This window comes from Intestinimonas sp. (genome assembly GCF_026169115.1).
Taxonomy (GTDB): Bacteria; Bacillota; Clostridia; order Oscillospirales; family Oscillospiraceae; genus Intestinimonas.
Genome location: NZ_JAPFEA010000043.1, coordinates 1 through 13,636, shown reverse-complemented (window position 1 = coordinate 13,636; position 13,636 = coordinate 1). Strand labels below are relative to the sequence as shown.

The following is a 13,636-nucleotide window of genomic DNA, read 5'->3' as shown; positions in this document are numbered from 1 at the left end:
GGTGAGCAGGCTGGCCCCGGGCACCGCCCGGGCGGCCTCCGCCGTCCCCAGGGCCCGGACATACCAGCGGAAGGGGACCGACTCGGGCCCCACCGCCACGTCCTCGCCGCCGGGCCCCCACTCGATCCGCTTCCGGGAGCGGATGTGCCGGGCGGCGTCCATCACGTCGGCCACCACCGCCGAGGCGGTGGGCAGCTTGCCGGCTCCACGGCCATAGAACATGGCGTCGCCGATGGCGTCGCCCTTGACCACAATGGCGTTGAACACGTCCTCCACGCCGGCCAGGGGGGCCTCCCCGTCCACCAGGTGGGGGGCCACATAGGCGCAGACCCGGCCATCGTCCTCCTTGACGGCCCGGCCCAACAGCTTGATCTTCCGTCCGCAGGAGGCGGCGTAGGCCACATCGGCCAGAGTCACGCCGGAGATCCCCTCGGTGGGCACCTGCCGGGGATAGACGTGGCGGCCAAAGGCGATGGACGCCAGAATGCAGATCTTCCGGCAGGCGTCATGGCCCTCGATGTCGGCGGTGGGGTCCTGCTCGGCATAGCCCTTGGCCTGGGCCTCCGCCAGCGCCGCCTCAAAGCTGAGCCCCGCCCGGATCATCCGGGTGAGGATATAGTTGGTGGTGCCGTTGAGGATGCCGCAGACCTCGGTGAGCTCGTTGGCGGCCAAGCATTGGGACAGAGGGCGCAGGATGGGGATGCCGCCCCCCACGCTGGCCTCGAACAGATAGCTGACGCCCTTCTCCGCCGCCAGCTGGAGGAGCTCATGGCCGTGCTCGGCCACCAGTTCCTTGTTGGAGGACACCACGCTCTTTCCCGCCGTCAGCGCCCGGCGGGTGAAGTCCAGCGCCGCACCGACGCCGCCGATGGTCTCCACCACAATGTCCACGGTGGGGTCTCCCTCAATGATCCCAAAGTCGTGGACCACCTTGTCCCCAAAGGGGCTGTCGGGAAAGTCCCGTACGTCCAGGATATATTTGAGCCGGACCGGCGTCTCTACCTTCTGGTCAATATGATCGGCATTCTTGGCCAGGACCTCGGCCACGCCAGAGCCCACGGTGCCGAAGCCCAGGATCGCTACATTTACCATATGACTTACCTCTCCTCATTGAAATTCCAGTGTTGGCCCCTCTGCGGGGCGTCAGCCCGCCAGGATCTCGCATTTCAGCACACCCCGGAGGTCCGTGGTCCGGGTCAGCAGCTCCTCCACCGGGATCTGGAGCCCGGAGGTCTCCGCGCCGATGGTCACCAGCGCACAGCCGCTGGAGGGGATGCCCTGGTTGATGGTGAGAATATTCGCCCCCGATACGGCAAAACTATTGAGCACCGACGAGAGCACCCCAGGCTCATCCCGCAGTCGGACCTGGACCGTCACGATTCTGCCATGGAGCATATCGTTGAAGGGCCGCACCGCATCCTTATATTTATAAAAGGCGCTGCGGCTGATGCCGGTGATGCCGGTGGCCTGATGGACCGTCTCAGCCTCTCCGGTCTCCAGCAGCCGCTTGGTCTCTGCCACCCGCCGAAAGATCTCCGGCAGCGCCGCGGCCTCTACAATAAAGTATTTAGGCGGATTCGTCATGGTCATCTACTCCCCTATCCCCCCTGTGGCGCAGGGGTCTTCGTGTCTTTCATACACACGCATTTGTCCGCATGTTGGATTTATTTTAGCACAGTAAACTGAGATGCGCAAGTGCGTTCCCTCATCACATCCCACGATTTTTCCCGTTCTGGCCCGGTCAAATATCGTCGTTGTCACCAGAAGCCATCCCATCGCCGGTCTCCCGCCGGTGGAAGGGCCCAGAAAGGAGGTCCCATGCTCCCCAATCGCCTCTCCCGGTTCGTGCGTCTGGGCGGGCTGCTGGTCCTCGCCGGACTTCTGCTCTGGCTCTTCCTGGCGCTGCTGCTGGACTGGGCCCTCCCTTTTCTGGCCGGCTTTGCCCTGGCCGCTCTGCTGGAGCCCTCTGTCCGCCTTCTGACAGACCGGCTCCGACTCCCCCGCTGGGCGGCGGCGGGGCTGTGTACCCTGCTGCTGTTCCTGACCCTCACCGGCGGACTGGCATTGCTGCTCTGGCGGCTGTGGCTGGCCCTGGCCCCCCTGCTCCAGGAGCTCCCGGAGCTCCTCGCTCCCTTCGCCGCCGCCGGAGAGCGCCTGTCCCTCTGGACGCGCCGGCTGCTGGTGGGGGCGCCGCCAGAGCTGCGCCCCGCTATCCAGGAGGTCCTGGACACCCTCTCCCAACAGGCCGCCGCCCTCCCTGGCCGTCTCTCCGCCGCCGCGGCGGGCCAGGCCGCCGCCCTGCTCTCCGCCCTCCCCCAGTGGGGGCTCGGCCTGTTCACCACAACGCTGGCCACCTGCTTCACCTCCGCCGGGCGGCCCGCGCTGATGGCCTTCCTCCGGCGGCTGATCCCGCCGGAGCGCCAAACCGACGTCTGCGCCGGTCTGGCGCGTCTCCGCGCCGCCGCCACCGGCTGGCTCCGTGCTCAGGGCCTGCTGGCCCTGTTCACCTTCTCCCTCCTGGCGCTGGGTCTCGCCCTTCTGGGCGTCCCCTCCCCCCTGTTCTCCGCCGCTGTCGCCGCCCTCACTGACGCCCTGCCAATTCTGGGGGCCGGTCTGGTCCTCCTCCCCTGGGCCGGTCTCTCCCTCCTCTCCGGCGACCTGCCCCTGGGGCTGGGCCTGCTGGGACTGTGGGCGCTGGCAGTTTCAGCCCGCAGTCTGCTGGAGCCCCGGCTGGTGGGGCGGCAGGCCGGCCTCCCGCCCCTGGCCGCCCTTCTGGCCATGTATCTGGGCTTTCGGGCCCTGGGCGTGGCGGGCATGGTGCTGGCACCCCTGGGCCTGACCCTGGGCAAAGCCCTCTATGACGCCGGGCTCCTCAGACCGCGTCACACCTAGCCCGCACAGATTTTCCATGCAAAAGTCCGACATCTTCTCCCTTTTGCTCTTGCACATCCTACGTTGTTCGGCTATATTATAGATGGTTTGATTTATAACACCGTTAGAGATCAGAGAGGATGTCGAAAACTTGAATATCATCATTGTGGGTGACGGCAAGGTAGGCTACACCCTGGCAGAGCTACTCTCGCAGGAGGATCACAACGTCACCATCGTGGACAATAACAGCGAGGCGCTGCGGAAGGCGGACGATGCGCTGGACGTCATGTGTATCAAGGGCAACGGCGCCTCCATCAGCGTGCTGCGGGAGGCGGGGGCCGAGCACGCCGACGCCCTGATCGCCGCCACCGATCTGGATGAGGTCAACATGGTCTGCTGCCTCAACGCCAAGCACCTGGGCACCAGCTTCACCGTGGCCCGGGTCCGCAATGTGGAATACACCATGGACGTCAACGCCTTCAAGCGGGATATGGGCATTGACCTGCTCATCAACCCGGAGCGGGCCACCGCTGTGGAGATCGCCCGTCTGCTCCGCTTCCCCTCTGCCGCCAACATCGAGACCTTCTACCGGGGCCGGGTGGAGCTGATGAGCTTCCGGGCCCGTGAGGAGGACTTTTTTCTGGGGCAGCCTCTCTCCGCCCTCTCCGACCGCATCAAGGACCTGCCCATCCTGTTCTGTGCCGCTGACCGCAATGGCGAGGTCATCATCCCCGACGGCTCCTTTGTTCCCCAGGTGGAGGATCGGATCTATCTCATCGGCGCGCCGGTGGGCGTCCACGAGTTCTTCAAGCTCATCGGACGCTACGCCTCCCATATCCGCAACGTCTTTGTGGTGGGCGGCGGTCGGATCACCTTCCACCTCACCTCCATGCTGGAGCGCATGAACATGCATGTGAAGATCGTGGAGCTCAAGGAAAACCGCTGCCGCCAGCTCTCCGAGGCCCTGCCCCACAGCCTTATCATCATGGGAGACGGCACCGACCAGGAGCTGCTGGAATCGGAGAATCTGGAGGAATCCGACGCCTTTGTGGCCCTCACAGACCGGGACGAGGACAATCTCATCATCTCCCTCTACGCCATGCAGCGCAACGTGCCCAAGGTGGTGGCCAAGTGCAACCGCCAGAACTATACCGGCATCGTCCGGCACCTGGGCCTGGAGAGCGTCATCTCCCCCAAGCTCTTCACGGCCAACCAGATCCTCCAGATCATCCGTGGCCGCCAGAACTCCAAGGGAAGCGTCATGAATACCCTCTACAAGATCGGTGACAGCGGCGCTGAGGCCATGGAATTTGTGGTCAACCAGACCACTCATCACCTGGGCACTCCCCTCAAGGAGCTCCACCTCAAAAAGGGCGTCCTGTTGGCCGTCATTATCCACCAGGGCCGCACCATCATCCCCGAGGGCTCCTCTGTCATCTCCCTGGGGGATACGGTCATCGTCATCTCCAGCGGTCACGGTATTCTGGACATCAACGATATTTTTGATGATTCCATTCTGGACCACCGGACAGACGACCTTGAAAACGATGCATTGGACCGGGGGCAGGCACTATGAATTTCAAACTTGTCTTCCGCCTGACGGGCAAGACCCTGTTGGTGGAGGCCGCCAGCATGCTTCTGCCCCTGGCAGTCACCCTCCTCTACCAGGAGGACCCCACCCCCTTCTTCTTCGGCATCGGCATCACCGCTGCGGTGGGCTTCCTTCTCTCCCGCCTGCGCTCCGATACCCGGTTTCACGCCCGGGAGGGCTTTTTCTCCGTCGGCCTCATCTGGCTGCTGGTGGGCCTGTTCGGCGCCATTCCCTTCTACATCTGCGGCCATTTCGACTCCTTTGTGGACTGCTTTTTTGAGTGTATCTCCGGCTTCACCACCACCGGCTCCTCCATCCTCCGGGCGGTGGAAGGTCTGCCCAGGGGCATCCTCTTCTGGCGCTCCTTCACCCACTGGCTGGGCGGCATGGGCATCCTGGTCCTTGCCATCGCCCTGCTCCCCTCCCTGGGCGCCCGGACCCTCCATGTGATGAAGGCGGAGTCTCCCGGCCCCATCATCAGCAAGCTGGTGCCCCGCTCCTCTCAGAGCTCCAAGATCCTCTATGCCATCTATTTCGGCCTCACCGCCATCATGGTGCTGTGCCTCCTCCTGGCGGGAATGCCCCTCTATGACGCCCTGGTCAACTCCTTTGCCACCGCCGGCACCGGGGGCTTCTCCGTGCTCAACACCTCCATCGGCGGCTACAACAATCCGGTTTTTGAGGTCATCATCGGCGTCTTCATGCTTCTTTTCTCGGTGAACTTCGCCCTCTATTTTCTGGTCCTGTGCGGCAAGCTCAGGCAGGCCCTCAAAAGCGACGAGCTGCGCTTTTTCCTCATTGTGGTGGCCGGCTCGGTGCTCCTCATCTCCTTTAATGTCAGGAGTCTCTACCCCGGCTACCTCACCTCCCTCCGACACGCCTTCTTCCAGGTGGCCACCATCATCTCCACCACCGGCTTTTCCAGCGTGGATTTCGACCTGTGGCCGGAATTTTCCAGGATACTGCTGGTCATCCTCATGCTGTGCGGCGCCTGCGCCGGCTCTACCGGCGGCGGCATGAAGTGCTCCCGCATCCTGCTCCTGCTCAAATGCGTCCGCCGGGAGATCCGCCAGATCCTCCACCCCCGCTCGGTGAGCGTGGTCAAGCTGGACGGCCGTGTGGTGGACGAAAAGATCCTCCACACCGTCATGGTCTTCCTGGGCTCCTACATGCTCATCGCCTTTACCGCCATGCTGGTGGTGGCCCTGGACAACTTCTCCTTCGGCACCACCTTCACCGCCGTCATCGCCTGCATCAGCAACATCGGCCCCGGTCTGGAACAGGTGGGGCCCATGAGCAACTTTGCCGATTTTTCCGTCCTCTCCAAGATCGTGCTCTCCATGTGCATGATTATCGGAAGGCTGGAGGTCTTCCCCATCCTGGTCCTCTTCAGCAAGAGCGCCTGGCAGCGGGTATGACCTTGTCTCTGCCCTTCTACTTTTTGACCAAAGACGGGGCCGCGCCAACTGCGCGGCCCCGTCTTTGCCTTTTCCTGCCTTTTCTTTTTGTGCAGCATAGAAAATTTTTTGCTTGACAGCCGCGGCGCATTTTTCCCCTCCTGCCGCTCGTAAGTCTCCTTTCTTTTCATACGAAGGACCCTTATTTTCGATTACTGTTTCCTTTTTCCATGTGATGGCAACAATGCACGGAAAGCTACAAAAGCGTCAATTCATTTTCGTACGAACTGTAAAAACTTCGTCAACATGCCGAAATAGGCCGGTACAAATCTTGAAAATCCTCTCCAATCTGCTAAAATTATAGGTAAGGAGCGCACGCCTTCCGGCGTGCACATGCAAAAGGAGTGAGGAATTTGAATTGGGAAAATTATTTCTGGATCGGCATTGTGGGCGCCGTGCTGGCCATCGCCTTTGCCTATGTCCAGAGCCGAAAGGTCATGACCTTCTCGGAGGGCACCGACACCATGAAGAAGATCGCCGCCTCCATCCGTGAAGGCGCCAACGCTTACCTCCGGCGGCAGTACACCACCGTGGCCAAGGTCTTTGTGGTGGTCTTCGTGGTCCTGCTGGTCATCGCCTTCGCCACCAACGGCGAAATGCTCTCCAAGTTTACCCCCTTCGCCTTCGTCACCGGCGGCATTTGGTCTATGCTGGCCGGCTTCGTGGGCATGAAGATCGCCACCAGTTCCAATGCCCGGACCGCTCAGGCCGCCTCTGAGAGCCTGAACAAGGGCCTGCGGGTGGCCTTCTCCTCCGGCTCCGTCATGGGCTTCACCGTGGTGGGACTGGGTATGCTGGACATCACCATCTGGTACTTCCTCCTCCACTTTGTCTTTGGCATCACCGACGCCACCACCCTGGCCAACATCATGGTCATGAACGGCATGGGCGCCTCCTTCATGGCCCTCTTTGCCCGTGTGGGCGGCGGTATCTACACCAAGGCCGCCGACGTGGGCGCCGACCTGGTGGGCAAGGTGGAGGCCGGTATCCCCGAGGACGACCCCCGCAACCCCGCCACCATCGCCGACAACGTGGGCGACAACGTGGGTGACGTGGCCGGCATGGGCGCCGACCTCTATGAGTCCTATGTGGGCTCCATCCTGGCCACCTTCGCCCTGTCCGCCGTGGCGGGCTACGGCTTTGGCGGCATGCTCCTGCCCATGCTCCTGGCTGTGGAGGGCATCATCTGCTCCATCATCGGCTCCTTCTTCGTCCGTACCAAGGAGGACGCCGACCAGAAGTCCCTTCTGAAGAGCCTGCGCACCGGCACCTATCTCTCCGCCGTCTTGGCCGCTGTCATCGCCGCCCCCATCACCTATCTGGTGCTGGGCAACTGGGGCATCTACGTGGCCATCCTGGCCGGCCTCATCGGCGGCTGCGCCATCGGCTACTTCACCGAGTACTACACCTCCGACACCTATAAGCCCACCCAGAAGCTGGCCGCCTCCTCCGAGACCGGCTCCGCCACCGTCATCATCGGCGGCATCTCTCTGGGCCTGAAGTCCACCGTGGCCTCCATCCTCATCGTGGCCGCCGCCGTCCTCATCAGCTACTTTGCCGCCGGCGGCTCCCTCAACGTGGTGGACGCCTCCGGTCTCTTCACCGCCGACTTCAACAAGGGCCTCTACGGCATCGGCATCGCTGGCGTGGGCATGCTCTCCACCCTGGGCATCACCCTGGCCACCGACGCTTACGGCCCCGTGGCCGACAACGCCGGCGGCATCGCCGAGATGAGCGGTCTGCCCGAGGAGGTCCGCGAGCGCACCGACGCCCTGGACTCCCTGGGCAACACCACCGCCGCCACCGGCAAGGGCTTCGCCATCGGCTCCGCCTCCCTCACCGCTCTGGCCCTTCTGGTCTCCTATGTGGACATCGTCCAGAGCAAGACCTCTGAGGTCCTCAACTTCACCCTCACCAGTCCCACCGTGCTGGTCGGCATGTTCATCGGCGCCATGCTCACCTTCGTCTTCTCCGCCTTCACCATGAGCGCCGTCCAGACCGCCGCTCAGTCCATCGTGGTGGAGGTCCGCCGGCAGTTCCGTGAGATCGCCGGCATCATGGAGGGCAAGGCCGACCCCGACTACGCCTCCTGCGTGGCTCTGTGCACCAAGGGCGCCCTCCACGAGATGGTGGCCCCCGCCCTGCTGGCCATCGTGGTGCCCATCCTCACCGGTCTCATCCTGGGCCCCACCGGCGTGGTGGGTCTGCTGGGCGGCGTCTCCGTCACCGGTTTCGCCATGGCCGTGTTCATGTCCAATGCCGGCGGCGCTTGGGACAATGCCAAGAAGTACATCGAGTCCGGCCACCACGGCGGCAAGGGCTCCGACTGCCACAAGGCCGCCGTCGTGGGCGACACTGTGGGCGACCCCTTCAAGGATACCTCCGGCCCCTCCCTCAACATCCTCATCAAGCTCTGCTCCACCGTATCCATCGTTTTCTCCGGCCTGATCGTGGCCTTCAACCTGATGAATATTCTGTGAGCTTGACGCAAACACAGCGAGCGGCTGCCCAAAAGGGCAGCCGCTTTCCTTTTACCGGCTTTTACCGGGGTGCTTTCAGGCTCCGGCCAGGATGTCCTTCAAAAGGTCGGATACCTCCGGGTAGCACAGCAGCGCCCGGTCAATGCCCAACGCCCTGGCCAGGCGCAGCTTTTTCCGGATGGTGCCGGCGTCGTCAAAGAGGACAAAGTGGGCCCCGTTCTGCCGGTTCATATAGGTGAAGTACCGGGCGCACAGCTCATCGGAGAAAAAGACGGAGGGGGCGCGCTCCTCCATCTGGGCCCGCAGCTCCTCCCGGGTGAGGGGACGGCCCTGGCCGTCGGGGGAGGGCAGGAAAAAATCCTCCGCCGTCCGCTCCACCGCCAGCGCCACCCGTCCGGCGCCGTACCGCTCCACCGCCTCGCTGAGCCGCTGCCGCAGGCTGCCGCCGGAGAGGGCGGTGGGGATCAGGACCCGTCCGGTGGACGTATGGCGGCCATAGGGCTCGGAGACATAAAAGCTCCGGCTCTGCCGGGCCAGCATGGGCCCAAGCTGGGACACCACGGCGGCGAGCAGGGGAAGTCTGCGGTCAAAGGCGCAGACGACGCCCCCATAGCCTCGGGCGGCGCACTCCCGGACCACCTCCTGACAGAGGCCGTCCGGCGTGCCCCGGCCATCAAAGCCGGCGTCGTCGATGTACATGAGCCCGCCCCGGACTGGGATGGGCTGATTGACCCGGAACAGGTGGGGGCCGCCCCCCAGCCGATAGGCCATGTGGGCCAGTGTAAGGCCGTGTCCCCGGGCCGCCGTCACGTCCTCCGGCGGGACGGCCAGGATCATCTGCATTCTTGTTTCCATGGGCTCTGCTCCCCCTTGTCCATTTCATCCGAAACTGGTATAATGCAGTCTATGCGGACAAGATTTGTTTCATGAGGTGGACCATGGCTTTTTCTCTCATCCCGGACGGGGTCTATCCCTCCGTCTATGACATCGACGGCCCCGCCCTGGCCCGGCGGGGGATCACCCTGCTGCTGGCCGACCTGGACAATACCCTGGCCAAGTACGGCCAGCCGGAGCCCGACCCGGCCCTTCTGGCCTGGAAGGACAGCCTGGCGGCGGCGGGGGTGGACCTCTTCCTCCTCTCCAACAGCCGCAAGCCCCGCCGGCCAGAACACTTCGCAAAGGCCCTGGGCATCCCCTTCCTGGGCCACGCCGGCAAGCCCAAATCCGGCGGCTTCCTCCAGGCCATGGAGCAGATGGGCCGGACCTGTGCCCAGACCGCCATGGTGGGAGACCAGATCTTCACCGATATCCTGGGCGCTAAGCGGGCGGGGGTGCTCGCCCTCATGGTGGAGCCCATCGAGCTTGCCGGCAATCCCGGCCGCTACCTCCGGTACGCCGCAGAGGAGCCCTTCCGGGCTCTGGGACGTCGCCGGACGAGGAAGGAGTGATCGTATCAGCGTACGATTCGGACCCGCCGGTCAGGCGGACAACTACAAGGGAAAGAGCTCGGCAAAGTACCCCGCCTGGCTGGCCGAGCAGGGGCTGGACGCCTTTGAATACCAGTGCGGCAAGGGGGTCAACGTGGGTGAGGAGACCGCCAGGGCTGTGGGCGAGGCCGCCCGGACCCACGGCATCGCCCTCTCCCTCCACGCCCCCTACTTCATCAACCTGGCCAATCCCGACCCGGAGAGCCTGAAAAAGACCACGGGCTACATCCTCGCCGCCTGTCAGGCGGCGGACTGGATGGGGGCGACCCGGGTCACCGTCCACACCGGAGCCCTCATGAAGCGCACCCGGCGGGAGGCCCTGGACATCGCCAAGCGGTCCCTGCGGGAGGTCCTTGCGGCCTGCGACGGGGCCGGCTTCGGCTACCTCACCCTCTGCCCCGAGACCATGGGCAAAATCAACCAGCTGGGGGACCTGGACGAGGTGCTGGAGCTGTGCCAGCTGGACGAGCGACTCCTGCCCTGCATCGACTTCGGCCACCTTTACGCCCGCTCCCTGGGGGAGCTGGAAGGGCTGGAGGCCACGGCGGCCATGCTGGACCGGGTGGAGGAGCTGCTGGGGCCCGACCGGGCCAGCCGCTTCCACAGCCACTTCTCCAAGATCGCCTTCACCCCCAACGGGGGCGAGAAGGTCCACCTCACCTTCGACCAGACCGATTTCGGCCCCGACCCGGCTCCCCTCATGGGAGAGCTGGCCCGGCGGGGCTGGAGCCCCACCATCATCTGTGAGTCGGCGGGAACCCAGGACGTGGACGCCCTCACCATGAAGGAGCTTTATCTGACTGCTATGCTGGGCAGGGAGAACCCGGCATGAATCCGGCGGTCTGGATCGCCATATTGCTGCTGTTTTTCCTCCTGTTTGCGGGCAACCGCAGGAGGGGCCTGCGGCGGAGGCGGAACAGGCAGAAAGGGAAGGAGTGTAGATCACCTTTGAATCAGAAAAATAAAAAAAAAATGGGGAAGCGGTGTGTGGTGTCCCTGGACGGAACCTTCAGCAGCCCCGTCACGGGCGTTCTGGAGGGGCTGGAGGACAACTGGCTCTCGGTACGCACCGGAAAAAACGGGGCGCTGGAGCTGGTGAACCTGGAATATGTGAACAAGATTACCGAGCTGCCCGAGAAAAAGAAGTAGGGGCGGAGCGCATCCGCCCACGGACCTTGTATGGCCGGGACTTACCCCCCGCCGCTGATCCATCAGGAAAGGCGATATCATCAGAATCATAGAAGGGAAGTTTTTACCATGAACCATCTCAAACAGATCGCGGCCAAGCTGCCGGAGTACGGCATCGACGCCATGCTGCTCAACAGTGAGCCCGGCGAGTTCTACGCCGTGGGCTTCCACGGCGAGGGCAACGTAGTGGTGACGGCGGAGAAATGCTACTACTTCACCGACTCCCGGTACATCGAGGCCGCCAACGACCTCATCACCGGGGCCGAGATCACCATGACCGACCGGAGCCGGAACTACCGCGCCATGGTCCAGGAGGTCGTAGACAGGCACGGCATCCAGAAGCTGGGCTTCGAGGAGGAGTACATGCCGGTGTCCGCCTTCCAGACCTGGGAGAAAAACCTGACCGCTGCCCTGGTCCCCGCCCAGAAGCTGGTCAATGACCTCCGGGCCGCCAAGGATGAGGAGGAGATCGCCCTCATGCTCAAGGCCCAGGAGATCACCGACAAGGCTTTTGACGAGATCTGCAAGTTCATCCAGCCCGGCATGACCGAGCAGGAGATCGCCGCCAAGCTCCAGTACGACATGCTCCGCCTCGGCGCCATGCGCATGTCCTTCGACCCCATCGTGGCCTCCGGCCCCAACGGCAGCAAGCCCCACGCCATCCCCGGTGAGCGGAAGGTCCAGAAGGGCGACTTCATCACCATGGACTTCGGCTGTGTCTACGGCGGCTACTGCTCTGACATGACCCGCACCGTGGCCCTGGGCGAGCCCACTGAGGAGATGAAAAAGGTCTACCAGACCGTGCTGGAGGCCCAACTGGCCGGCATTGCCGTCACCAGGGCGGGCATCCCCGGCAGGGACATCGACGCCGCCGCCCGGAAGGTCATCGAAGACGCCGGCTACGGCGAATACTTCGGCCACGGCTACGGTCACAGCCTGGGCATCGAGGTCCACGAGTCCCCCAACGCCAACACCCGGGAGGAGACGCTGCTGCCCGTGGGCGCCGCCGTCTCCGCCGAGCCCGGCATCTATCTCCCCGGCAAATTCGGCGTGCGCATCGAGGATGTGACGGTTTTGACGGCGGATGGCTGCGTGGATATCACCAAATCGCCCAAAGAACTCATCATTCTCTGAGAAGTCGGGGAAAACCCCTTGCAAATCCGGGAATAATAGGGTAAAATAACTTAGATAATTCATGGGTAAGGGGCGGGTGCGCCCCAACGTGGAAAAACAGATGCTTCATTTGGAGGATGAGTACCAATGCCTATTACCGCAAGTGATTTCCGTAACGGCGTAACCTTCGAGATGGAAGGTCAGGTCATGCAGGTCGTGGAGTTCCAGCACGTCAAGCCCGGCAAGGGCGCCGCTTTCGTGCGGACCAAGATGAAGAACGTCATGACCGGCGCTGTCACCGAGACTTCCTTCAACCCCACCGCCAAGTTCGAGACCGCCTACGTGGAGCGCAAGGACATGGAGTACAGCTACAACGACGGCGACCTGTACTACTTCATGGACTCTGAGACCTACGATCTGGTCCCCGTGAGCAAGGACACCCTGGGCGACGACTTCCGCTTCGTCAAGGAGAACATGCCCTGCAAGATCAACAGCTACAAGGGCAAGATCTTCATGGTGGAGCCCCCCACCTTCGTGGAGCTGGAGGTCACCGAGACCGATCCCGGCTTCCGCGGCGACACCGCCACCAACGTGACCAAGCCCGCCACCCTGGAGACCGGCACCGAGATCAAGGTCCCCCTCTTCATCAACCCCGGCGACAAGATCAAGATCGATACCCGGTCCGGCGAGTACCTGGAGCGCTGCAAGAAGTAAGCTCCAGGTCCCGAAAACCAGGCCCTTTGCGGCCGCATGGATAAGGAGAGTTTATTATGACGATCACCGAGAAAGTCGCCTACCTGAAGGGTCTGTCCGACGGCCTTGCCATCGACACCGAGAAGTCCAAGGAGGGCAAGCTCATCTCCGTCATCATCGACATCCTGGAGGAAATGGGCATGTCCATCGAGGACCTGGAGGAGAACACCACCGCCCTGGGCGAGGAGCTGGACGCCGTGTCCGACGACCTGGCCGACGTGGAGGAGCTCCTTTATGGGGATGACGACGAGGACGAAGACGAGTGCTGCTGCGGCGAGGATGAGGACGACTTCTTTGAGGTCGAGTGCCCCAACTGCCAGGAGCCCCTGGTCATCGACGAGGACGTGCTGGAGGCCGGCGTCATTGAGTGCCCCAACTGCCACAGCCAGTTCGCCATCTCCGATGAGTGCGACTGTGACGACGACGGCTGCGACTGCGGCTGTGGTCACGACCACGACGAGGAGTAAACTTCTATCCCGTTTCTTCTGTGCCCGCCTGGCCTTGTGTCAGGCGGGCACTTTTTGCCTCCTGTGGAATAAAAACACCGGCCCGCCGCATGAACTGAACCAGTAAAAACGGACAGTGACAAAATACCCCCTGATGTAGGAAAATAGACTACATCAGGGGGTATCGTTATGCGGAAACGAAATTACACACAGGTTCAGGGGCTGCTGCCGGAAATCAAAGTCATGCTGT

General features: G+C 63.1%; 13 protein-coding genes. 10 read left to right on the top strand and 3 right to left on the bottom strand.

The features are described 5' to 3' along the window. Together Q0Y09_RS03940 and Q0Y09_RS03935 are read right to left on the bottom strand one after the other, a co-directional pair. A partial coding sequence (locus Q0Y09_RS03940) for a homoserine dehydrogenase (RefSeq protein ID WP_297717926.1) occupies positions 1-1,092 on the bottom strand: 1,092 nt, incomplete at its 3' end. A gap of 51 nt (positions 1,093-1,143) precedes the next feature. Beyond that, positions 1,144-1,584 (bottom strand): ACT domain-containing protein, encoded by a 441-nt coding sequence (locus Q0Y09_RS03935; protein WP_297717923.1) that lies wholly within the window; start codon positions 1,582-1,584, stop codon positions 1,144-1,146. A gap of 234 nt (positions 1,585-1,818) precedes the next feature. Here Q0Y09_RS03935 and ytvI point away from each other — a divergent pair, with 234 nt between their 5' ends. The 4 genes from ytvI to Q0Y09_RS03915 all read left to right on the top strand — a co-directional run bounded on the left by ytvI (position 1,819) and on the right by Q0Y09_RS03915 (position 8,399). Then, positions 1,819-2,892, top strand: coding sequence for a sporulation integral membrane protein YtvI (gene ytvI, locus Q0Y09_RS03930; protein WP_297717920.1), 1,074 nt, complete (start codon positions 1,819-1,821; stop codon positions 2,890-2,892). A gap of 130 nt (positions 2,893-3,022) precedes the next feature. After that, positions 3,023-4,447, top strand: coding sequence for a Trk system potassium transporter TrkA (gene trkA, locus Q0Y09_RS03925; RefSeq protein WP_297717917.1), 1,425 nt, complete (start codon positions 3,023-3,025; stop codon positions 4,445-4,447). Continuing rightward, positions 4,444-5,880 (top strand): TrkH family potassium uptake protein, encoded by a 1,437-nt coding sequence (locus tag Q0Y09_RS03920; RefSeq protein ID WP_297717914.1) that lies wholly within the window; start codon positions 4,444-4,446, stop codon positions 5,878-5,880. The genes trkA and Q0Y09_RS03920 overlap by 4 nt, the downstream gene beginning before the upstream one ends. A 383-nt stretch (positions 5,881-6,263) precedes the next feature. After that, on the top strand, positions 6,264-8,399 hold the full coding sequence (locus tag Q0Y09_RS03915) for a sodium-translocating pyrophosphatase (RefSeq protein WP_297717911.1): 2,136 nt from the start codon (positions 6,264-6,266) through the stop codon (positions 8,397-8,399). A gap of 75 nt (positions 8,400-8,474) precedes the next feature. On the opposite strand, the gene Q0Y09_RS03910 is transcribed toward Q0Y09_RS03915, so the two are convergent. After that, positions 8,475-9,254 (bottom strand): hypothetical protein, encoded by a 780-nt coding sequence (locus Q0Y09_RS03910; RefSeq protein ID WP_297717908.1) that lies wholly within the window; start codon positions 9,252-9,254, stop codon positions 8,475-8,477. Positions 9,255-9,337: 83 nt separating this feature from the next. Here Q0Y09_RS03910 and Q0Y09_RS03905 point away from each other — a divergent pair, with 83 nt between their 5' ends. The 6 genes from Q0Y09_RS03905 to Q0Y09_RS03880 all read left to right on the top strand — a co-directional run bounded on the left by Q0Y09_RS03905 (position 9,338) and on the right by Q0Y09_RS03880 (position 13,407). Beyond that, positions 9,338-9,847, top strand: coding sequence for a YqeG family HAD IIIA-type phosphatase (locus Q0Y09_RS03905; protein ID WP_297717905.1), 510 nt, complete (start codon positions 9,338-9,340; stop codon positions 9,845-9,847). Between the two features lie 4 nt (positions 9,848-9,851). Further along, positions 9,852-10,718, top strand: coding sequence for a TIM barrel protein (locus tag Q0Y09_RS03900; RefSeq protein ID WP_297717929.1), 867 nt, complete (start codon positions 9,852-9,854; stop codon positions 10,716-10,718). Between the two features lie 140 nt (positions 10,719-10,858). After that, entirely contained in the window at positions 10,859-11,035 is a 177-nt protein-coding gene (locus Q0Y09_RS03895; protein WP_297717902.1) for a hypothetical protein, read from the top strand. Between the two features lie 108 nt (positions 11,036-11,143). Continuing rightward, positions 11,144-12,208 (top strand): Xaa-Pro peptidase family protein, encoded by a 1,065-nt coding sequence (locus tag Q0Y09_RS03890; RefSeq protein ID WP_297717899.1) that lies wholly within the window; start codon positions 11,144-11,146, stop codon positions 12,206-12,208. Positions 12,209-12,334: 126 nt separating this feature from the next. Beyond that, entirely contained in the window at positions 12,335-12,901 is a 567-nt protein-coding gene (gene efp / locus Q0Y09_RS03885) for an elongation factor P (protein WP_297717897.1), read from the top strand. A 56-nt stretch (positions 12,902-12,957) separates the two neighbouring features. Further along, positions 12,958-13,407: a CD1247 N-terminal domain-containing protein gene (locus Q0Y09_RS03880; RefSeq protein WP_297717895.1), complete on the top strand. Its 450-nt coding sequence runs from the start codon at positions 12,958-12,960 to the stop codon at positions 13,405-13,407. Positions 13,408-13,636 lie beyond the last annotated feature (229 nt).